This window comes from Nostoc sp. (genome assembly GCF_036919495.1).
In the GTDB taxonomy this organism is placed as follows: domain Bacteria; phylum Cyanobacteriota; class Cyanobacteriia; order Cyanobacteriales; family Nostocaceae; genus Nostoc.
In genome coordinates, this window is sequence record NZ_JBALBZ010000141.1 from 46,273 (window position 1) to 65,734 (window position 19,462).

Annotated in this window: 25 protein-coding genes; 17 read left to right on the forward strand and 8 right to left on the reverse strand. The window is 40.9% G+C overall.

The genetic code is table 11. From position 1 onward, the window contains the following. Positions 1 to 4: 4 nt before the first annotated feature. The 3 genes from groL to V7K25_RS19705 all read left to right on the forward strand — a co-directional run bounded on the left by groL (position 5) and on the right by V7K25_RS19705 (position 2,122). Positions 5 to 1,639, forward strand: a complete 1,635-nt coding sequence (gene groL, locus V7K25_RS19695; protein WP_335160183.1) for a chaperonin GroEL — start codon at positions 5 to 7, stop codon at positions 1,637 to 1,639. A 181-nt stretch (positions 1,640 to 1,820) separates the two neighbouring features. Next, positions 1,821 to 2,021: a hypothetical protein gene (locus V7K25_RS19700; protein ID WP_335160184.1), complete on the forward strand. Its 201-nt coding sequence runs from the start codon at positions 1,821 to 1,823 to the stop codon at positions 2,019 to 2,021. 41 nt (positions 2,022 to 2,062) lie between these two features. Then, positions 2,063 to 2,122: a hypothetical protein gene (locus V7K25_RS19705; RefSeq protein ID WP_335160239.1), complete on the forward strand. Its 60-nt coding sequence runs from the start codon at positions 2,063 to 2,065 to the stop codon at positions 2,120 to 2,122. Positions 2,123 to 2,165: 43 nt separating this feature from the next. Here the strand turns inward: V7K25_RS19705 and V7K25_RS19710 are convergent, their stop codons facing one another. Beyond that, positions 2,166 to 2,393 (reverse strand): type II toxin-antitoxin system HicA family toxin, encoded by a 228-nt coding sequence (locus tag V7K25_RS19710; protein WP_335160185.1) that lies wholly within the window; start codon positions 2,391 to 2,393, stop codon positions 2,166 to 2,168. Positions 2,394 to 2,400: 7 nt separating this feature from the next. Further along, positions 2,401 to 2,631, reverse strand: coding sequence for a type II toxin-antitoxin system HicB family antitoxin (locus V7K25_RS19715; protein WP_335160186.1), 231 nt, complete (start codon positions 2,629 to 2,631; stop codon positions 2,401 to 2,403). A 144-nt stretch (positions 2,632 to 2,775) separates the two neighbouring features. Between V7K25_RS19715 and V7K25_RS19720 the strand changes: the two genes are divergently transcribed. The 10 genes from V7K25_RS19720 to V7K25_RS19765 all read left to right on the forward strand — a co-directional run bounded on the left by V7K25_RS19720 (position 2,776) and on the right by V7K25_RS19765 (position 9,876). Then, positions 2,776 to 3,555 carry a class I SAM-dependent methyltransferase gene (locus V7K25_RS19720; protein WP_335160187.1) on the forward strand — a complete coding sequence of 260 codons (780 nt, stop codon included), beginning with the start codon at positions 2,776 to 2,778 and terminating at the stop codon, positions 3,553 to 3,555. Positions 3,556 to 3,621: 66 nt separating this feature from the next. After that, entirely contained in the window at positions 3,622 to 4,560 is a 939-nt protein-coding gene (locus V7K25_RS19725) for an SPL family radical SAM protein (RefSeq protein WP_335160188.1), read from the forward strand. After that, positions 4,553 to 5,839, forward strand: a complete 1,287-nt coding sequence (locus V7K25_RS19730; RefSeq protein ID WP_335160189.1) for a photosystem II assembly protein — start codon at positions 4,553 to 4,555, stop codon at positions 5,837 to 5,839. The genes V7K25_RS19725 and V7K25_RS19730 overlap by 8 nt, the downstream gene beginning before the upstream one ends. A gap of 57 nt (positions 5,840 to 5,896) precedes the next feature. After that, entirely contained in the window at positions 5,897 to 6,736 is an 840-nt protein-coding gene (locus tag V7K25_RS19735; protein WP_335160190.1) for an urease accessory protein UreD, read from the forward strand. A gap of 39 nt (positions 6,737 to 6,775) precedes the next feature. Continuing rightward, positions 6,776 to 7,078, forward strand: coding sequence for an urease subunit gamma (ureA, locus tag V7K25_RS19740; RefSeq protein ID WP_335160191.1), 303 nt, complete (start codon positions 6,776 to 6,778; stop codon positions 7,076 to 7,078). Positions 7,079 to 7,096: 18 nt separating this feature from the next. Continuing rightward, positions 7,097 to 7,402, forward strand: coding sequence for an urease subunit beta (locus tag V7K25_RS19745; protein ID WP_335160192.1), 306 nt, complete (start codon positions 7,097 to 7,099; stop codon positions 7,400 to 7,402). A gap of 60 nt (positions 7,403 to 7,462) precedes the next feature. Next, the gene (gene ureC / locus V7K25_RS19750) at positions 7,463 to 9,178 is read left to right on the forward strand and encodes an urease subunit alpha (RefSeq protein ID WP_335160193.1); all 1,716 of its coding nucleotides are present in this window, start codon (positions 7,463 to 7,465) and stop codon (positions 9,176 to 9,178) included. 113 nt (positions 9,179 to 9,291) lie between these two features. Then, positions 9,292 to 9,507: a hypothetical protein gene (locus V7K25_RS19755; protein WP_442948102.1), complete on the forward strand. Its 216-nt coding sequence runs from the start codon at positions 9,292 to 9,294 to the stop codon at positions 9,505 to 9,507. Further along, a complete protein-coding gene (locus V7K25_RS19760; protein WP_335160195.1) occupies positions 9,504 to 9,686 on the forward strand; it encodes a hypothetical protein in 183 nt (60 codons plus the stop codon). Before V7K25_RS19755 ends, V7K25_RS19760 begins: the two co-directional genes overlap by 4 nt. 43 nt (positions 9,687 to 9,729) lie before the next feature. Then, positions 9,730 to 9,876, forward strand: coding sequence for a PIN domain-containing protein (locus tag V7K25_RS19765; protein ID WP_335160240.1), 147 nt, complete (start codon positions 9,730 to 9,732; stop codon positions 9,874 to 9,876). Here the strand turns inward: V7K25_RS19765 and V7K25_RS19770 are convergent. Next, positions 9,855 to 10,073 carry a trypsin-like peptidase domain-containing protein gene (locus V7K25_RS19770; RefSeq protein WP_335160196.1) on the reverse strand — a complete coding sequence of 73 codons (219 nt, stop codon included), beginning with the start codon at positions 10,071 to 10,073 and terminating at the stop codon, positions 9,855 to 9,857. The two genes, V7K25_RS19765 and V7K25_RS19770, sit on opposite strands and share 22 nt — an antisense overlap. 9 nt (positions 10,074 to 10,082) lie before the next feature. Beyond that, positions 10,083 to 10,427: a CU044_2847 family protein gene (locus tag V7K25_RS19775; protein ID WP_335160197.1), complete on the reverse strand. Its 345-nt coding sequence runs from the start codon at positions 10,425 to 10,427 to the stop codon at positions 10,083 to 10,085. Positions 10,428 to 10,613: 186 nt separating this feature from the next. On the opposite strand from V7K25_RS19775, the gene V7K25_RS19780 reads away from it, so the two are divergent. Next, positions 10,614 to 11,759 carry a hybrid sensor histidine kinase/response regulator gene (locus tag V7K25_RS19780; RefSeq protein WP_335160198.1) on the forward strand — a complete coding sequence of 382 codons (1,146 nt, stop codon included), beginning with the start codon at positions 10,614 to 10,616 and terminating at the stop codon, positions 11,757 to 11,759. A gap of 190 nt (positions 11,760 to 11,949) precedes the next feature. Next, a complete protein-coding gene (locus tag V7K25_RS19785; protein ID WP_335160199.1) occupies positions 11,950 to 13,332 on the forward strand; it encodes an aldehyde dehydrogenase in 1,383 nt (460 codons plus the stop codon). 132 nt (positions 13,333 to 13,464) lie between these two features. Here V7K25_RS19785 and V7K25_RS19790 read toward each other — a convergent pair whose 3' ends face one another. The 3 genes from V7K25_RS19790 to V7K25_RS19800 form a co-directional block, all read right to left on the reverse strand. Next, positions 13,465 to 14,070, reverse strand: a complete 606-nt coding sequence (locus V7K25_RS19790; RefSeq protein WP_335160200.1) for a sulfite oxidase-like oxidoreductase — start codon at positions 14,068 to 14,070, stop codon at positions 13,465 to 13,467. Positions 14,071 to 14,376: 306 nt separating this feature from the next. Next, positions 14,377 to 14,550, reverse strand: coding sequence for a 50S ribosomal protein L32 (rpmF, locus tag V7K25_RS19795; RefSeq protein WP_094328804.1), 174 nt, complete (start codon positions 14,548 to 14,550; stop codon positions 14,377 to 14,379). Between the two features lie 113 nt (positions 14,551 to 14,663). Beyond that, entirely contained in the window at positions 14,664 to 15,131 is a 468-nt protein-coding gene (locus V7K25_RS19800; RefSeq protein ID WP_335160201.1) for a hypothetical protein, read from the reverse strand. Between the two features lie 200 nt (positions 15,132 to 15,331). Here V7K25_RS19800 and V7K25_RS19805 point away from each other — a divergent pair, with 200 nt between their 5' ends. Then, a complete protein-coding gene (locus tag V7K25_RS19805; RefSeq protein WP_335160202.1) occupies positions 15,332 to 17,212 on the forward strand; it encodes a caspase family protein in 1,881 nt (626 codons plus the stop codon). An 84-nt stretch (positions 17,213 to 17,296) separates the two neighbouring features. Here V7K25_RS19805 and V7K25_RS19810 read toward each other — a convergent pair whose 3' ends face one another. After that, a complete protein-coding gene (locus V7K25_RS19810) occupies positions 17,297 to 17,674 on the reverse strand; it encodes a Mo-dependent nitrogenase C-terminal domain-containing protein (protein WP_335160203.1) in 378 nt (125 codons plus the stop codon). A gap of 558 nt (positions 17,675 to 18,232) precedes the next feature. Here V7K25_RS19810 and V7K25_RS19815 point away from each other — a divergent pair. Further along, a complete protein-coding gene (locus tag V7K25_RS19815; RefSeq protein WP_335160204.1) occupies positions 18,233 to 19,429 on the forward strand; it encodes an anion transporter in 1,197 nt (398 codons plus the stop codon). Positions 19,430 to 19,462: the final 33 nt, after the last annotated feature.

Consider the following 19,462-nt stretch of genomic DNA (forward strand, 5'->3'; position numbering starts at 1 on the left):
ACCTATGGCAAAGCGCATTATCTACAACGAAAACGCCCGTCGCGCCTTGGAACGAGGCATTGACATCCTGGCTGAGGCTGTAGCTGTTACCCTTGGCCCCAAAGGTCGTAACGTAGTCCTAGAAAAGAAATTTGGCGCACCACAAATTGTTAATGACGGTGTAACGATCGCCAAAGAAATCGAATTAGAAGACCATATTGAAAACACTGGTGTAGCTCTGATTCGTCAAGCTGCTTCTAAGACCAATGATGCTGCCGGCGATGGTACTACCACTGCTACCGTTTTAGCTCATGCGATCGTCAAAGAAGGCTTGCGGAACGTTGCAGCTGGTGCTAACGCAATTTCCCTGAAGCGCGGTATTGACAAAGCTACTGCCTTCTTGGTAGAAAAAATTGCTGAACACGCCCGTCCAGTGGAAGATTCCAAAGCCATTGCCCAAGTAGGTGCGATCTCGGCTGGTAATGACGAAGAAGTTGGTCAGATGATTGCCCAAGCAATGGACAAGGTAGGCAAGGAAGGCGTAATTTCCCTAGAAGAAGGGAAATCTATGTTTACCGAGTTGGAAATCACTGAAGGGATGCGCTTTGACAAAGGCTACATCTCTCCTTATTTTGCTACCGACCCTGAGCGGATGGAAGCGGTTTTTGATGAGCCTTTCATACTGCTGACCGATAAGAAAATCGCTTTGGTACAAGACCTCGTACCAGTGTTAGAGCAAGTAGCTCGTGCTGGTCGTCCTTTGGTGATTATCGCCGAAGATATTGAAAAAGAAGCTTTGGCAACCTTGGTAGTAAACCGTTTGCGCGGTGTACTCAACGTGGCTGCTGTTAAGGCTCCTGGCTTTGGCGATCGCCGCAAAGCACTACTAGAAGACATCGCTGTTTTAACTGGTGGTCAACTAATCACCGAAGATGCTGGTTTGAAGCTAGATAACACCAAGCTAGATAGCCTGGGTAAAGCTCGCCGAATCACCATCACTAAGGACAGCACCACAATTGTTGCCGAAGGTAACGAAGCTGCTGTTAAGGCTCGTGTCGAACAGATTCGTCGTCAAATCGATGAAACCGAATCTTCTTACGACAAAGAGAAATTACAAGAGCGTCTTGCTAAACTCTCTGGTGGTGTTGCTGTAGTGAAAGTGGGTGCAGCGACCGAAACCGAAATGAAAGACAAGAAGTTGCGCCTAGAAGACGCTATCAACGCCACCAAAGCTGCTGTGGAAGAAGGTATTGTTCCCGGCGGTGGTACAACTCTGGCTCACCTTGCTCCTGAATTGGAAGTTTGGGCAAAGAGCAATCTTAAGGATGAAGAGTTAATTGGTGCTTTGATTGTCGTTCGTGCCTTACCCGCACCTCTGAAGCGGATTGCTGAAAACGCTGGTCAGAATGGTGCTGTTATTGCTGAACGCGTCAAAGAGAAGGATTTCAACATTGGCTACAACGCTGCAACCAACGAGTTTGTTGATTTGTTAGCTGCTGGTATTGTTGACCCTGCTAAAGTGACTCGTTCTGCTCTGCAAAATGCTGCTTCTATCGCTGGTATGGTGTTGACAACCGAATGTATTATAGTTGACAAGCCTGAGCCTAAGGATGGCGCTCCTGCTGGCGCTGGTGCTGGCGGCGGCGACTTCGATTACTAATACTTTGTAGTTACATAATTTGTAAAACAGCTGCTTCCTTTATGGAGGCGGCTGTTTTTTTTGTTGGAACCCCAAAGCGAAGGCGCTCCAGGGATGGAGAGTCGCTTGGAGATTGCTTTATGTAAAAAAAATACTGGTTTAATAATATACTGATCAAGCTTCAACTTTAAGTTTAATAAGTATGGAAGATTACCAGGCAGCTTTTCTTGAGCGCCATATTGATACTGAAAGACTACTAGACTCCATAAGGAAAGTTGGGGCTATGCACTTTGGTGGTGTAACCATTGAGTGTCTGATAAAAGCAATTATTTGTAACACTCTAACTGAAGTTACAGGTCAGAATTTGAGGACACATAGTTATACAGAACTGATGTATCATTAGTTGAGCAGGTTAGGAATCTATCTGCTAAACAGTTAGAGGAGTTGGGCGAAGAGTTGCTTTATTTTTCGGAAGTTGCTGATTTGGTAGCTTGGTTAGAATAGCAAGAACAAGCTTAATCAAAATGAATACAAACGCCCTTTATTACTAAGAGCGGTTAATAAAATCTTCAGGTTCAATACCAGCTTGCTTTAAAATTGCACGTAATGTTCCTTCTGGCATATCACCAGAATGATTGGGAATAGTAGTGTAACGATTAGTTTCAGGATTAAACCAGATTTCATGACTCCCTGCTGCTTGACGATGAAAAACAAAGCCAAAGGTTTTTAAGATTTTGATAATCTCTCTGTACCTAAACCCAGCTAGGCGTCCCATTAATTGACTATTGACCTATAACTAAAGGATAGTTAAATTGTTCAGCTATTGGTTGCAAATAATCTAGTTCTTCATCCTGAGATTGTGCTTCTAATAACTTACGCGCTACATCACGGGCAATTTCTAAAGTTTCAGAAACAGTCCGTCCTTGAGCTACTAAACCTTGAAGATCGTCAGATGTTGCTAAATAAATGCCTTCTGGTAGTTTTTCAATGTGGATGTTTAGCAATCTTTCCATTATTGTATGTAGATGTTACTGTCTGGAGCGGTTTAATTGTTATGATATCGCTTTTCTGAACTACAGCAATGTCTACGACGGTCACTGAGCGCAGCCGAAGTGCGGGCTATTCGGCGTCGCACTTCTACTTTTATATAAAAACCTATGAGCCAAATTAATCCTGAAACAAGTCCCTTACATACCTTAAACCCACTCAACCGATTTTCTGACAGAGCAGAAAATTATGTAAAATATCGACCAAGTTATCCCGCAGATGCAATTAATATTATCTTGGAAGGATTAGGTGAAAATTCACAACTCGTAGCAGCAGATATTGGTGCAGGTACAGGAATTGCTTCAAGATTGTTAGCTGAACGGGGGGTTAATGTCATAGCCATAGAACCAAATGCGGCGATGCGAGAAGCTGCTAAACCACATCCTTTGATAGAGTTTCGTGATGGAACAGCAGAATTTACCCAACTATCTGATAATTCAGTTGATTTAGTTACCTGTTTTCAAGCTTTCCACTGGTTCAATCCCGAACCAACTTTATTGGAATTTCACCGCATTTTAAAACCATCAGCACGCTTGGCTGTGGTGTGGAATAATCGCGATCGAGAAGATGCATTAACCACAGAATATAGCAGAATAGTCCGCGAAGCATCTAATAATCACACAGCAGAATCCCGAATGCAGTCGGTAGAGCCACTGTTAGCAACTCCCGATTTTATTAATATCCACGAATATAATTTTACTTATAGACAACAGTTAGATTTAACTGGACTTATTGGACGAGCAATGAGTGTTTCTTATTTGCCGCGTGAAGGCTTGGCATACGAACAGCTTATTGATAGATTTCAAGAATTATATCAGCACTTTCGTGATGAGAGTGGTTTTGTCTATATGGTCTATCGGACTAGCGTACACCTTGGTGAAGTAATTTAAAAATAAAAATGGGAATCATAAGAAGTAGGGCGCGTTAATTCCCTCTCAATAAATATCAGGATTCACATGGCACAACCCAAATATGAAGGTTATTGCGAATGCATTCCTACCAAGTTAGTTAGAGAAAAATTTGGAGATGTCAATGTTTATGCACAAAATGTTAAATCACTCTTAACAAAAGCTACTGGTTTCATTGGTAATTATGATTTTACTCTAAATCCTTACAGGGGATGTCAATACGGTTGTAGTTATTGCTATGCTGCTGCATTTACTCCTAATGCTCAAATGCGCCAAGATTGGGGGAAATGGGTAATTTTTAAACAAAATGCTGCTGAAGTTTTAGCGAAAGAATTAAAAAAATGGTATGAAAAAAATCCCCAGACTCCTCCTAGTATATACATGAGTAGCGTTACCGATCCTTATCAACCACTTGAGTCTAAACATCAATTGACTCGTCGGTTGTTGGAGGTAATGCTAGATATGGGGATTGATGGTTATCCAACTCCAACTTTGGTAATTCAAACTCGTAGCCCAATTATTGTTAGAGATATTGATTATTTACAACGATTTAAGCGATTGCGAATTAATATGAGCATTCCCACTGGGAGCGAATTAGTACGAAAGGATTTTGAACCGCGATCGCCCAGTATTAAAGCTAGACTAAATGCTATCAATAAAATTAAACAAAGTATTGATTATTTCAAAGGTTTTGTTCCTAAAATTTCTATAACTATTACCCCTTTACTTCCTACTTTACCAACTGATGAAGCTGCTTTTCTTGAAAAACTAGCCATTGCTGATAGGATTGTAGTTCAAGCTTTTCATGCTAGCCACAGTCGTTCTCTCATAGCATCAACTCGGCAAGAAGCTGAAGAAATTAAGCAAAAATACTCTTGGTGGTATGAAGATGAGAAATTAAACTATATTAAATTTAAGGAAAATTTAGTTTATCGGCTTCCATCTGTAGAAATTATGGAAGGCAAAGAAGGATTTGGTTATGAATAATCCTATCCTAAATTGGTGGCGAAGTCAGCAGTTAAAATTATCTTTAAAACGTGGAGATAACCGACGTGCAGTCCAACTATTACAAGAGATTCAAAAATCAGGTGCAAGATTCTCATGGTTAGAAAAACTATTTAGGGATAAACTTCAACTTGAACGTTATTCCCAAGAATACAAACGACAAACAGAAACCTTAAGTAAACAATTAACAGAAGCATCCCAGCAAAAAAATAATCTCATATTAATGCCAGATGAAGAATTTGTTAAATATATTTATAAAGTTTTTAAGTTAATACAGCACGATGAATATAAATTGCAATCTACTGGTATTGATGAACGGATATTTGATGATTTTGAATCAAGTTTAGTTGAATATCTTAAAGAAGAATTTAGTAGAATTCCTGATAAACAGTTATTTATTAAGTTAGAAGACACTCTTGAGGATATTAATAACTTAAAAATTGGACAAGACCCAGACTACCGTTTTAGTCTAACTCCTCATGTCTACTTTATGAAGTATTTTTTAGAAAATGTATATTGTATATATTTAGTTTGGTTTCTCATTTACCAGGATACTTTACTACCAAGTAAGGTTAATATCCTTGATATTGCAGCCGGCCCAGGAACAGTTGCTTATGGTTTAGCTTTATTTCTCCAAAGTAGTAGCGGTTTTTTTCAGATTCCGCACATGCACATATCTTATTACTCTTTAGAAAAACAAGATGCCTTCCAATTTCGTGGACTTCAGTTTTGGCGGCGATATATAGAGTCGCGTTTAACCACGGTGAATGCTTATTTTCGTTTTGTTACTACTGATATTTTTACTTGGAAAACTCAATCGAATAATCTACCCAAAGACTTTTTCGACTTTATCGTAATTTCCCACTGCTTCTTTGCAGATCCAGCTAAAAGGGTTGAAGCTAATAATACTTACAAGCAAATATTTGCCATTAGCTTAAAAAATTCAGGTTATGTTCTGCTAATTGTGCAAAATAAAAAGTTATTTAAAATTTCCGATGTTCACCAAGTTGAAAATCAAGAAGAGGAAAAAAATGTAGTGCATAAATTTCTGACAGAATTGGGTTTAGAGTTGGTTTGGTATAAATATCTAACCTCAACAGATTCAAGAATACCTTTGTCAGGTGTTGAATTTGGTAAGTTTGCTCGAGAAAAATTACCAAAACAACTGTATATGAGTCCAATACTCCAACAGTATTTTGGTCATAAGCATCACTTACACTATACATTAGATGATTATGTAATATTGGCGAAAAAATTATAATAAATTGCAGGGAAGATATTAAATAAATATATCTGAACTTTAATCTTGAATTTTTAAATGACCTGCAATCCGCAAATAGCAGAAGGTTGGCATGGCAAACTTAATTTAGTCTATGCCGATCGCCAGGGTAAAACCCAATTAATTTACAATCACCAACAAGCACCCCTGAAGGTACAACGCCCATTTTACCCAGAAGGTGAAAAAGTTTGTCATAGCGTAATTTTACACACGGCTGGGGGAATGGTGGGAGGCGATCGCTTATCCTCTAACATTCACCTCCAACCCCAAACCCAAGCCTTAATCACTACATCTGCTGCAAGCAAAATATACCGCAGCAATGGCTTACAAGCTAGACAAACCATCCAGATGCAAGTTGACGCTGGTGCTTGTTTAGAATGGTTACCGCAAGAGACAATTTTATTTAATGATGCGATTTATCGGCAAGATTTACGGGTAGAATTAGCAACCGGGGGCAGTTGGTTAGGCTGGGAAATTACCCGATTTGGTCGCAGTGCTAGAGGAGAAAAATTCTTGCAAGGAGAATGGCGATCGCACACAGAAATTTGGCAGCTAGATGTTCCCTTATGGATTGATCGGCAATGGTTACGGGGTAGCGAAGAAATTTTCCACAGTCCCCACGGTTTAGCTGGAAAACCAATAGTAGGTAGTCTAGTTTGGGTTGGTGGTGCAGTTTCAGCAGAGATTGTCGAAAAAACGCGAAATTTATGGGATGGGAAAGGAGAAGCGGGTGTTAGTCGATTACAACATGGATTATTGTGTCGATATCGCGGTGCTTCTACATCTGAGGTGAGAAACTGGTTTATTGATGTTTGGCAGTTGCTACGAGTTTCTTTTTTGAATCGTGGTAATTGTATACCAAGAGTGTGGCAGGTTTAAACGAACCGCAGAGGCGCAGAGAACACAGAGGAGATAAGAATGCAACTTACGCCGCAGGAAAAAGATAAGCTATTAATTTTTATAGCTGCTTTATTAGCAGAAAGACGTAAAGGAAGGGGTTTAAAGCTGAATTATCCTGAAGCGATCGCTTATATTTCTGCTGCTATTTTAGAAGGTGCAAGAGATGGGCAAACTGTAGCTGAATTAATGAGTTATGGTACAACTCTATTGACGCGAGATGATGTCATGGAAGGAATATCAGAAATGGTGCATGATGTGCAGGTAGAAGCTACTTTTCCTGATGGCACAAAGTTAGTGACAGTACATAATCCAATTCGTTAAGTTTGGAATGAATTTATTATGATTCCTGGAGAGATTATCACACCAGCAGGTGAAATTGAACTAAATGTTGGTCGTCCAACTATAAAATTGCTAGTGTCAAATACAGGCGATCGCCCCATACAAGTTGGTTCCCATTATCACTTTTATGAAGTCAATACCGCCTTAAAGTTTGACAGAGAACAAACACGAGGAATGCGCCTCGATATCCCCGCCGGAACCGCAGTTCGCTTTGAACCAGGCGACGAAAAAGAAATAACTCTAATCTCCCTCGTTGGTACTCGCCAAGTCTACGGCTTCAACGCCAAAATTAACGGAAACCTCTAAAAACCTCCGCGTACCTCTGCGCTTCCCTCAGCGTCCCTTTGCGTTAAAAAAGGATTTTATATGCCTTACAGAATGGATCGCCGCGCCTACGCCGAAACCTACGGGCCAACACTAGGCGATCGCATCCGACTTGCAGATACAGAATTATTTATTGAAGTTGAACAAGATTTCACCATCTACGGCGATGAAATGAAATTTGGCGGCGGAAAAGTTATCAGAGACGGAATGGGACAATCCCCAATTTCTAACGCCGATGGTGCTGTAGATTTAGTAATTACCAATGCCTTAATTCTCGATTGGTGGGGTATTGTCAAAGCGGATATCGGCATTAAAGATGGCAAGATTTTCAAAATTGGTAAGGCCGGAAATCCTTATATTCAAGACAATGTAGATATTATTATCGGCCCTGGAACCGAAGCCTTAGCTGGTGAAGGAATGATTCTCACTGCTGGTGGTATTGATGCCCATATTCATTTTATTTGTCCCCAACAAATTGAAGTTGCGATCGCTTCCGGGATTACCACCATGATCGGCGGCGGTACTGGCCCTGCCACAGGTACAAATGCCACTACCTGCACCCCCGGACCTAGGAATATTTACCGAATGCTGCAAGCTGCTGATGCTTTTCCCGTCAACTTAGGATTTTTGGGTAAAGGTAACGCCAGTCAACCCCAAGGACTTGTAGAACAAGTGGCCGCCGGTGCAATGGGATTAAAACTCCATGAAGACTGGGGAACCACACCCGCAGCAATTGATACTTGCCTCAGCGTTGCCGATGAATATGATGTGCAAGTAGCAATTCATACTGATACCCTGAACGAAGCCGGATTTGTCGAAGATACGATCGCTGCTTTCAAGAATCGTACTATCCACACCTACCACACCGAAGGCGCAGGTGGAGGACACGCACCAGATATCATCAAAGTTTGCAGCCAAGCTAATGTTTTGCCATCTTCCACTAACCCCACACGCCCTTACACCCTTAACACCTTAGACGAACACCTGGATATGTTGATGGTATGTCATCATCTTGATCCTGCGATCCCTGAAGATGTCGCTTTTGCCGAATCTCGCATCCGTCGAGAAACCATTGCTGCGGAGGACATTTTGCACGACTTAGGCGCATTTAGCATGATTTCTTCCGATTCTCAGGCTATGGGAAGGGTAGGCGAAGTGATAATTCGCACCTGGCAGACATCCCACAAAATGAAGGTGCAACGGGGAAGTCTTAACCCACATGGAACTGAGCAAAAAGCAGACAACTTTAGAGCAAAAAGGTATGTTGCTAAGTATACGATTAATCCTGCGATCGCTCACGGAATTGCTGAATATGTGGGTTCAGTGGAAGAGGGAAAATTAGCAGATTTATGTTTGTGGCGTCCGGCATTTTTTGGTGTGAAACCAGAGATAGTTATTAAAGGCGGAATGATTGCATGGTCGCAAATGGGCGATGCTAACGCCAGTATTCCTACACCGCAACCAGTGTATATGCGACCGATGTTTGGTAGTTTTGCAGGTGCGCGTCATGCCACATCATTAACTTTTGTTTCCCAAGCAGCTTTAGAGAAAGAAATTCCTAGTCAGTTAGGTTTACAAAAAGCAGCAGTTGCAGTTTCTGGAACACGGCAATTGAGTAAGCGGGATATGAAGCTGAATGATGCATTACCCCAGATTGAAGTAGATGCAGAAACATACCAAGTTAGGGCTGATGGTGAGTTGCTGATTTGTGAACCTGCGACAGTTTTACCAATGGCACAGAGGTACTTTTTGTTCTAATTTATGACCGAGCAACTTATCGCTTTTAAGGATAAGAGTAATATTGCCCTGATAAATTTTTTGTTTTAGAGTTACTATCAAATAGTAAAACGTTGCATCTGATGTAGAAAATCATGCTACCTTTTAAGAAAAAAATTGTGACTGATGAAGCCATGCGTCCGGTAGCAGTGTTGATAGATTATCAGGACTGGGAGAAAATTGAGAAGATATTAGAAGCTCATCAATCACAACAAAAACAAAAGTTTAATTTAAACCAGTATGCGGGTGTAATTCAACTAACTCAAGACCCTTTGGAATATCAGCAGCAAATTAGGGATGAGTGGTGTTGACACAACCTTTAATTTTGTTAGATACAAATATAGTCTTATACTTTTTGGGTGGTCGCTTGGTAAATCCACTACCATCAGGACAATATTTTATTTCAGTGATTACTGAGATTGAATTGCTCTCTTATCCGAGTCTCAGTTTAGAAGAAGAAACACAAATTATTGATTTTTTAATTAAATAAAATTACAATCATTGGTATTGATAGTAATATTAAAAATTTAACAATTGCATTTCGCAAACAATACAAACTCAGGCTTCCTGATGCAATAATTGCAGCAACTGCAAAATCTCTAAATGCAACATTGTTTACAAATGATGTAACATTGGTTAATTTAACAGAAATTAACATTCAGTCAGTGCAAATTGTGTAATGGGTGCGATCGCCTAAATAAACCAACTCAACCCCTTGTCCATTGACTCGCACTTCTTCCCAACCCCCTGCCGACTCAACGACATGGGCACAGGTGAGTAAATGTCCATTGGGTGAGATAAAAAAGCCCGTGCCTTGGATGTAACCTTCTGGGGTAGCGATCGCTACGGTACAAGCTTTAACTAATTCCCAATTCATGAAAATTTATTACTTGTTTTCTTCTGATGCCAGTTTCCAAGTTATTTTCACCTTTAGTGATGCCTGTCCAGTGGATTCGACCACATAAACCAAGCCTCTGGCGGTAAAATTCACCCCAAACTCAACTTCTACGCTTACAGGTTGCGATTCTTGCTGCAAAATACGAAACGCCTTTGTAATTGGGCGACACCCGCGAACAATCAAATCCTTAACTGCATCGAAGTTAGCCTCTACTCTTTCTATAGGTAACTCACCAGTGGGCGCTACACGACCTACTGATGCATCGGGTAGATCAACTGCTACCAAAATCGTGCCGCCATCCTCTGTATTCAGTTCTAGAAGCTTACGAGCCATAATTTAATTAGCTTGTGGCTATATCTTAAAAAGGTAAGTAAAGTTGTTTTGAAAGTAAATTTATATAAATTTCTAGGTAAACAATTTTTTTTTGGAGAAAGTATATCTAAAGGTAATATCTAAAAAAACTATATCAATAAACTAGCTACTCTAAAAATTTACTTTTACCCTGTACCTTGCATCTATATGACTTCACAATCTTCTCGCTCTGACAAAATTCTAGTTGTCGATGACTCTCCTGATAACGTGTTTTTGATCAAAACTATTTTGGAGGAAGAAGGTTACACCATTAGCACCGCAGAAAATGGTATTTCAGCTTTGGCAGAATTGAAAGCATCTCCTTGTGACTTGGTTCTGCTGGATCTGATGATGCCAGATATGGATGGGTACGAAGTCACCAAGCACATTCGTGGTGAAATGAAATTGCCGCAATACATCCCCATACTGTTGATCACTGCCCACGATGCGCCCAACGTCGCCCACGGATTAGACTTGGGTGCTGATGATTTTATCCGTAAACCTGTAACAGTAGATGAATTGCTGGCACGAGTGCGATCGCTCCTGCGTTTGAAGCATAGTATGGATGAACGTGATGAAATTGCCCGTCAGCGAGAAGATTTTGTCTCCCGTCTTACCCACGATTTACGCACTCCCTTGGTAGCCGCCGATCGCATGTTGATGCTATTTCAGCAAGGAGCGTTGGGAACATTATCAGCGCAAATGCAGGAAGTAATCGCCATCATGGCCCGTAGCAATATCAACCTGCTTTCTATGGTGAATACTTTATTGGAAGTTTATCGTTTTGAAGCAGGCCGCAAAACTCTGGCATTTCAACCGGTTAATCTAGGCCAATTACTAGATGAAGTGACAGGAGAATTGTCACCTTTAGCTCAAGATAAAACACTGTCCCTAAATTTGGACGTTACTGAAGAGTCAGTCACAAATACAGTGATGGGCGATCGCTTGGAACTGCATCGTCTATTTACCAATCTCATCGGAAATGCGATCAAATTTACCGACTCCGGGTCTATTACTATTCGTTTTACTTCTCAACGCCAGTTAGATAAAAGTAATCAATCTCAGTTCTCTGAAAAATCCAATTCCGTTGACTACATTAGAATTGAGATAGCGGATACTGGCCCAGGTATTCCCCCTGAAGAACAAGCCACCATCTTTGAACGATTTCGCCAAGGCAATCATAAGAGTTCTGGTAGTGGCTTAGGACTTTACCTTGCTCGTCGAATTGTCGAGGCACATCAAGGCATTATTCTACTTAATTCCGAGTTGGGCAAAGGTAGTGTATTTATTGTGCTTCTACCCACCAAAGCATGAAAAAATTAGTAATTATAAATTATGAATTGTAGAGTTTTAATCCTGGCAATTCATGATTTATAACCTTACTACTCTCTACCGATAATTTAAAGTAAAAATTTTAATTAGAAAATCAAACGCTAAAAATTGATGAATGAAATATGCTGAGATAATAACATTAGCATTAAATAGTTTTTGATAGGGCAAAAAAATGATTACCACTGAATTATCTAACATTGGCAATATTATCCAGACTCAGCGAGATTTTTTTCAAACGGGCAAAACTAAAGATGTAAATTTTCGCATTGAACAACTGAAAAATCTTAAGCAAGCAATTATCGAGCATGAACAGTCAATAGTCGAGGCATTACAAGCGGATTTACATAAACCAGAAGTAGAAACTTACCTTACAGAAATCAGCGTAATTAAGGATATTGATTACGCCATCAAACATCTTCAAAACTGGAGTAAGTCCAAAAAAGCACCCGTTTCTTTTGATTTTTTTTCCTACTCGGCGAGAATTTATCCAGAGCCGTTAGGCGTTGTTTTAATTATTGGCCCTTGGAATTATCCATTTCAGTTAATTATCTCACCGTTAGTAGGTGCGATCGCAGCTGGTAATTGTACAATTATCAAACCTTCAGAAATTGCTTCTCATACGTCTGATGTCATTGCTAAGATTATTACCAAAAATTTTGACCCTGCTTATATTGCAGTAGTTGAAGGAGGCGTGGAAGCAAGTCAAAAACTACTTGCAGAAAAATTTGACCATATCTTTTTTACTGGTGGCACAGCCGTCGGCAAAATCGTTATGGCAGCAGCAGCAAAATATCTTACACCAGTTACTTTAGAATTGGGTGGTAAAAGTCCTTGTATAGTAGATAGTGACATTAATCTTGAACACACTGTCAGACGAATTACTTGGGGCAAATTTATCAATGCTGGACAAACTTGTATCGCTCCTGACTATCTTTTAGTTAATAAAACAATCAAGAAAGATTTAATAGATGGGCTGGAAAAATGCGTAAGAGAATTTTATGGTGATAATCCTGTAAACAGTCCTGATTATGCCAGGATTGTCAGTCAAAAACACTTTGATAGGTTGGTTAACCTTCTTAAAGATGGTAAAGTTATTATTGGTGGAGAAACTCAACCTTCAGAGTGTTATATCGCCCCTACAGTGATTGATAATGTCTCCTTAGAAGATTCTATAATGCAGGAAGAAATTTTCGGCCCAATTCTACCCATTATTGAATATACTGACATTGCAGAAGCGATCGCCTTGATTAACTCTAAATCTAAACCCTTAGCGTTATACTTATTTTCTCAAAACAAAAATCTACAAAATCGAGTCTTGCAGGAAACCTCCTCTGGTGGAGTTTGTATTAACGACACAGTGATGCAGGTTGGTGTCTCGTCTTTACCATTTGGTGGCGTGGGAGATAGCGGCATTGGCAACTATCATGGCAAAGCTAGTTTTGACACCTTTTCCCATAACAAAAGTGTATTGCAAAACTCTTTCTGGCTGGATTTAAAATGGCGATACGCTCCATATCAGGGCAAATTGCCTCTAATCAAGAAACTTCTCGGTTAAAAAAGTTAGGAGTTATGAATTATGAATTATGAGTTATGAATTTTTAACTCTCAACTCCTAACTCTTGTACAGACGCGATTAATCGCGTCTCTAACTCCTAACTCCTAACTCCTAACTCTTAATTATTAATTATTAAAGCCCAAAAGCGTTGCTGTAACGCTCCTCAGCCCAAGGTTCGCCACGGCGGTGGTAGCCATTGCGCTCCCAAAAACCAAGTTCTTCAGCAGCTAAAAATTCCAAACCATTAATCCACTTAGCACTTTTCCAAGCGTACAAATGGGGAACAACTAGCCGCATCGGGCCACCGTGTTCAGATGGAAGATTTTCACCAAAGACTTTAAAAGCAAAGAAGTTTTCTTCGCGCATAAAATCTTCTACAGAAATATTGGTAGTGTAGCCGCCGTAACAGTGTTCCATAATATGGGCTACTTTGGGGTCTAGTTCAATCAGACCCATGAAATCTGTTACTTTTATGCCAGTCCATTTGACATCCAGTTTAGACCAGCGCGTTACACAGTGAAAGTCTGCCGTAAATTCGTGTTGAGGCAGCCCCATAAAGTCTGACCAACTAAAAGTAGCAGGTTTTGCCAAACCCCAAACTCGAAATTCCCATTCCTCAATGCTGACTTGGGGAGTTGCACCGTAAGTTAATACGGGGAAACCTTTGGCTAAGTGTTGACCAGGAGGGACGCGATCGCCCTCTTCCTTCGCTGGTTTCTGAAAAAATTTTCCTAGCATAGTTAGAGAAAACTTATTTTTCTCAAGATGTGTACAAGCTTTTTTGCTGAGTTGCTAACAGCATCAGATGCTTGACTCTTTATATGATTACTTGATTGTTACTCGTAAATGATAGGTAATGGGTAATGGATATTCCCAATTACTCACTACCAATTTTTTCGATCTAATGAGCTTGTGTAGAGTATCTAAGATTCATAATGCAATCAGGAAAGCTAAAAAAAGCATTTATCCAGTGGTAAGAAGTTTGATTGGTGACTTTGGCAATCAAATCTATAGATGCTGCTCACGCTTTTCCTGAGTGTGAAATTATGATTCTTCTTCCTCTTCTTCAGCAGCTGGATATACAAATGTAGAACGTCCAGTCAAAATTGATTTGCCCAGAGACAGGGCTTTTTGAGCTTCAACGACGGCTTTGTGCCTCCAGGTAGCTCGACGTTTATCTCGTTTTGATTTTGAAGTTTTCTTCTTAGGAACAGCCATGTCAGCAGATATCGCGATTCTTGACAACCTTACTATTCTAGGCCATCCACTGACGCGAAGGACAACAGTAAAGGCAATTAATGAATTGCCTCTACAGAAAATTAGGGTTTCGGCTATTTTTTGGGTAAGTCCTGGCTATTTTCCAAGAAAAGTAGCGATCGCGCAGTTTTGAAGTAAGTCGCCCAATTTTGAGCATCGGGACGCGATCGCCATTCGGGACGACTGACATCTAATGCCAGAACTGGTGCGATCGATCCATTATTTTGTACGGACACAATAATTGAAACATCTGTCACCAAGATATCTTGGTCGAAACTTCGTTGAGCAGATGCTCTAGCGGCTGCTTCCGCCCTTCTGAGAACGGTTTCATAGTTTTCATCTGGCAGGCGGTCAATAGCTAGATCAACTCTAGCGGTGTAAGCTTGTACAACCTGATGCGCGATCGCTTCCATCAAAAACCACGCAGGAATAGTAGATATAAGCAAAACTACTAAAGGAATTATCCGGATTCTTCTGGCAATTTGGCTAATAACTGAAAAGGAAGTGATCGATGATGGTAAGTGAGCAGAAATTTTGCTCATAACCTTCTATCTCCTTAGTAATGATCTTTTATTGAAATTAGGTAAAAGGTATTTTCCGGTCTATCTACGTAATAAAAATTACATTTTAACTTAAGATTCAATCAGAATCACCTAGACTATAAAACATAGGTTAGCTTTGTTTTTTGGGCAAAGCCAACCGCAATTTTAAGACCAGCAAACAATAACTGACAAATAGCGGGATGGCAAATTACTGGGCGATCGCGATTGGCATCAATCAATATCAGTTATTTCAACCTTTAAGTTGTGCTCAAGCAGATGCTGAGGCACTAGAGGATTTTTTGGTGACGGAGGCAGGTTTTCTCCCCAAACACTGTCTCTTAATGACGGATACCTCGCCGCCGATTGGGGATAGATCAACTTATCCGACTAAAGAAAATATTTTGCTGCTGCTTGAGGATTTGGCAGCGACAAGTTGGCAACCAGAAGATTATCTGTGGTTATTTTTTAGCGGTTATGGGGTCAACTACAAGGGCAAAGATTACTTAATGCCAGCAGAGGGCAATCCCGAACTAGTGCAAGAGACTGGCATAGAATTGCGATCGCTAATGCAAAGTCTGCAACTTGCTGAACTAAATGTATTGTTATTACTCGATATCAATCGCGCTTTTGGCACTCAAGCGGATGCTCCCGTTGGTGAAGAAACAATAGAATTAGCCCAAGAACTACAGCTTGCAACCATTCTTTCTTGTCAACCAGAGCAATTTTCCCATGAAAGTAACGAATTAGGTCACGGATTCTTTACAGCAGTCTTGTTAGAAGCTTTACGTTCTGGTAATGGCAGCAACTTGGCAGATTTAGAAAGCTACCTAAGCCTGATCGTGCCAAAAGTATGTCACCACCACTGGCGTCCTGTGCAAAACCCTGCCACTATTATCCCATCAAGGCAGCAGGTAATCTTGCCAAAATTGGCAATGGAAAGCGACTTGCAATCAGAACCGGTGATTTATCCCGAAGAATCCTTTGCTATTGCCCGTGCTGCTCCTCCCCTCGACGATTACCCGAAAACTTCAGCAGAACGGGGCAGATGGGGAGAAGCTACTGTGAACTCCTCCCAACAGGTAAAGGCTCGCAAGGTCGAAAAATCTAAAGGTCAACAAGTCCAAGAGTCAGCTACCGGCTTAGTTTCTCAGCCAATGGCGGAAACTTCTTTAGGAGTGAATCCGAGCGGAAGATTTATCCCCAATTCCTCTAAAGGTTACGTTTCTCGATTGCCATCCAATCAGCCAAGCATCCCTTTTTGGAAACAGTTTATTTTATGGGGTGGAGGCAGCCTGCTAGTAGCAGGTTTAATCGCCGTAGTTTTTCTCCGTAATCAAGAAACTTTTAAAATTAAGCAAATATCAAGCACATCACCTAATGCTGCTGCAAGCGATCGCCAGGTTATCGAGAATTTACCAAGCGCTCGGACTCCACAAGTTAGACTTAAAAATCAATCTACCGCCCAAATAACTACTAGTTCCGAGCCAGAAAAGCGAAATCAAGCAGTATTAGACTTGGCCAAGATGTCGCTCAGACAAACTCAGGCTAGTGATTTGAACATGGCGATCGCTACAGCCCGGAAAATTCGACCTGGTGAACCACTCTACGATCAAGCTCAGGAAAATATTCAGATTTGGAGCCAGATGATTTTAGATTTAGCAGAGGGACGTGCTAAACAAAGAGAGTATGCTAGCGCTATTGCTGCTGCTCGATTAATCACCAAAGATGAAGCCCCCTATGCCAAAGCACAAGCAGCAATTAACCTGTGGCGGTTAGAGGGCAAGCAATATGTAAGTAACAAAACTCTTTTAGATGCAGCTAATGCCTTAATTAAGTCTGGACAGGCATCTACCTACAATCGTGCGATCGAAGTTGCGAAAAAAGTATCACCGGGTCAACCAGGCTTCGATACTGCCCAAAAATCGATCAATAAATGGAGTGAGAAAATTTTAGACCTGGCCAAGCATCGCGCCACCGAAGGAGAACTTAATGCCGCAATTGCGACTGCTGCTTTAGTGCCAGAGGAAACAGGCGCTTACGAAGATGCTCAGGATGCTATTCAAAAATGGCAAAAAAAATAGTTTGGAGTGGTGAGTAGGGAGTGGGGAGTTTGAAGTTTGGAGTTTTTATTCCTCACTCTTCACTCATAACTTTTCCCTCACTACTCAGCAGTACTGTGATACATCTTCGCCGCATTCATCGGCTAGATAGCACATTGCTCGGAAACGTAAACCAACCACTTCTTCATATAAGGGGTTAAGCTTGCACATGGGTGGAATGTGAAACAAGGTTTTCCCAAATAATTTGACATCTCGCTCAAAGGGACACTGAGATGGAATCAGTTTGCACAAACGGTGAGCTAGTTGGCGATCGCGGACTTGAATGTTTTCTATACGCTGCCGTAGAGGGTGGAGAATATCCCAGTAAGGCTTAGAAACAGAACGGTTTAGCTGGGTTACTTGATTGTCACTAGTCTCTGCTTGATTGATTGATACCCAGCTTGCCAGAAAAATCTTTTTAGTGGTATTGTCGAATACCTTCATAGTTAATCCTCTGTGTTATTGAGGCTATTCATCTTTTTGATGAATATATACAACGTGGCAACGAACTTTCCCGGAAAAATCGCGTTCTGACTGCGATATAATGTGATACCTGATTAGCCACTTAAGTCAGAACCTAATTTATTACTAAGTCAAGTTAATCGCAATTTTCTGGGGATCGGTAGTGTAATATTACGATCTTGTTCATAACTTGATATAGTTTAGATTTTAATAAAGACATCCGTCATTGGATAGGTTTTAGTGTAACATTTACAGAACTTAATATGAGATATTTTTGAGAGCATTTTTGCTAAGTATAAATATCGGTAATACCCTAGCAGGCGTCTTTCCTCCCCGTATTCCCACTTTCCCACGTAAGAGCATTCTTGTTATTGGTGGCTGAATCGCGTAGAAGTAGAGAGAAGTCTGTAGAAAAAGAGGCAGAGGGCAGAGGGCAGGGGGCAGGGAGACAAAGGGACAAGAGATGAGAAGTTGCAACAAGTCTTTCCGCTTGTTCTCCTCCCCCTGCCTCTTCGTCGTCGCAAAGTCTGGGTAAAGAAAGTGATTCTTCTCCAATTTGCAATCTATAGCGTCTTAGGGCTAACTTATCTGGGGTTAGCATTGGGCTACATTCCTGGTTTACGCATGAACCGTGCCACCATCGCTTTGGTCGGTTCTGCCTTTTTAATTGCTTTAGGTGTTTTGAATTTACAGGAAGCATGGCAGGCCATTGATGCCAATACCATCGTATTTCTCTTGAGCATGATGGTAATTAATGCCAACCTATCCTATGCAGGGTTTTTTAGGCGATCAATCTCAGCGATATTGAGTATTACTCGCAGCCCTCTAGGTTTGGTGATTGCTTTAACTTTTGGTAGTGGTATTCTCTCCGCCTTTTTTCTCAATGACACTATAGCGTTGATTTTCACACCCTTAACTTTGAGCCTGACTCAAGCTTTGGGTTTAAATCCGATTCCTTATTTACTAGCGATCGCAGGTGCAACTAATATAGGCTCGGTAGCAACTTTGAGCGGTAATCCCCAAAATATCCTGATTGGCTCCTTTTCTGGTATCTCCTATCTAGATTTTTTGCGTGTATTGACCCCAGTTGCCCTTGTCGGCTTAATAATTCAAGTAATATTACTGTGGCTACTTTACCCAGATGTGCGCTCAGTCAAACCTTGTCAAGAAGTCACAGTTGGCAATCAACGTATTTTTAAACCCTTATTAAAAAAAACATTAGTTATCACAATTGGGTTACTAATTGCATTTACTGTCGGTTTACCGTTAGGGGAGTCTGCTTTAGTTGCTGCTAGCGTGTTGCTAATCACTCGCCGGATTAAACCCCAGCGCATTTTGCAAAAGGTCGATTGGAACCTGCTGGTAATGTTTTCTGGATTGTTTATCCTGACGCGAGTCACACAAAAGTTGAATTTGCTCCAGCCATTTACCCATGCAATCAACTCTGCTGCGAGTTTTTTGGGTGTAACTGTTGTTTTATCTAACTTAATTTCTAATGTCCCTGCTGTACTTCTGCTGCATCCGCTGGTTCATCCAGGTGACACTAAGTATTGGCTATTGTTGGCAGCCGGATCAACTTTGGCTGGTAATTTGACATTGTTTGGTTCAGTCGCCAACTTGATAGTTGTAGAAGCTGCTACTGATTTAGGTTACAAGCTAACTTTTTGGGAACATCTAAGGTTTGGAGCGCCTTTAACAGTGTGTACTTTAGTTTTAGTATACCTTTGGGTTCATTGAGGGCGATCGCTCTAATTACTAAAGTGAGTCACG

Bases quoted from the DNA above. Each gene is read 5' to 3' on its own strand.
- V7K25_RS19720 (WP_335160187.1), top strand. From the start codon at position 2,776: ATGAGCCAAATTAATCCTGAAACAAGTCCCTTACATACCTTAAACCCA.
- V7K25_RS19780 (WP_335160198.1), top strand. From the start codon at position 10,614: ATGACTTCACAATCTTCTCGCTCTGACAAAATTCTAGTTGTCGATGAC.
- V7K25_RS19790 (WP_335160200.1), bottom strand. From the start codon at position 14,070: ATGCTAGGAAAATTTTTTCAGAAACCAGCGAAGGAAGAGGGCGATCGC.
- ureC (WP_335160193.1), top strand. From the start codon at position 7,463: ATGCCTTACAGAATGGATCGCCGCGCCTACGCCGAAACCTACGGGCCA.
- V7K25_RS19715 (WP_335160186.1), bottom strand. From the start codon at position 2,631: ATGGAAAGATTGCTAAACATCCACATTGAAAAACTACCAGAAGGCATT.
- rpmF (WP_094328804.1), bottom strand. From the start codon at position 14,550: ATGGCTGTTCCTAAGAAGAAAACTTCAAAATCAAAACGAGATAAACGT.
- V7K25_RS19805 (WP_335160202.1), top strand. From the start codon at position 15,332: ATGGCAAATTACTGGGCGATCGCGATTGGCATCAATCAATATCAGTTA.
- V7K25_RS19775 (WP_335160197.1), bottom strand. From the start codon at position 10,427: ATGGCTCGTAAGCTTCTAGAACTGAATACAGAGGATGGCGGCACGATT.
- V7K25_RS19785 (WP_335160199.1), top strand. From the start codon at position 11,950: ATGATTACCACTGAATTATCTAACATTGGCAATATTATCCAGACTCAG.
- V7K25_RS19725 (WP_335160188.1), top strand. From the start codon at position 3,622: ATGGCACAACCCAAATATGAAGGTTATTGCGAATGCATTCCTACCAAG.
- V7K25_RS19745 (WP_335160192.1), top strand. From the start codon at position 7,097: ATGATTCCTGGAGAGATTATCACACCAGCAGGTGAAATTGAACTAAAT.
- ureA (WP_335160191.1), top strand. From the start codon at position 6,776: ATGCAACTTACGCCGCAGGAAAAAGATAAGCTATTAATTTTTATAGCT.
- V7K25_RS19770 (WP_335160196.1), bottom strand. From the start codon at position 10,073: ATGAATTGGGAATTAGTTAAAGCTTGTACCGTAGCGATCGCTACCCCA.
- V7K25_RS19755 (WP_442948102.1), top strand. From the start codon at position 9,292: ATGCTACCTTTTAAGAAAAAAATTGTGACTGATGAAGCCATGCGTCCG.
- groL (WP_335160183.1), top strand. From the start codon at position 5: ATGGCAAAGCGCATTATCTACAACGAAAACGCCCGTCGCGCCTTGGAA.
- V7K25_RS19800 (WP_335160201.1), bottom strand. From the start codon at position 15,131: ATGAGCAAAATTTCTGCTCACTTACCATCATCGATCACTTCCTTTTCA.
- V7K25_RS19700 (WP_335160184.1), top strand. From the start codon at position 1,821: ATGGAAGATTACCAGGCAGCTTTTCTTGAGCGCCATATTGATACTGAA.
- V7K25_RS19710 (WP_335160185.1), bottom strand. From the start codon at position 2,393: ATGGGACGCCTAGCTGGGTTTAGGTACAGAGAGATTATCAAAATCTTA.
- V7K25_RS19810 (WP_335160203.1), bottom strand. From the start codon at position 17,674: ATGAAGGTATTCGACAATACCACTAAAAAGATTTTTCTGGCAAGCTGG.
- V7K25_RS19730 (WP_335160189.1), top strand. From the start codon at position 4,553: ATGAATAATCCTATCCTAAATTGGTGGCGAAGTCAGCAGTTAAAATTA.
- V7K25_RS19735 (WP_335160190.1), top strand. From the start codon at position 5,897: ATGACCTGCAATCCGCAAATAGCAGAAGGTTGGCATGGCAAACTTAAT.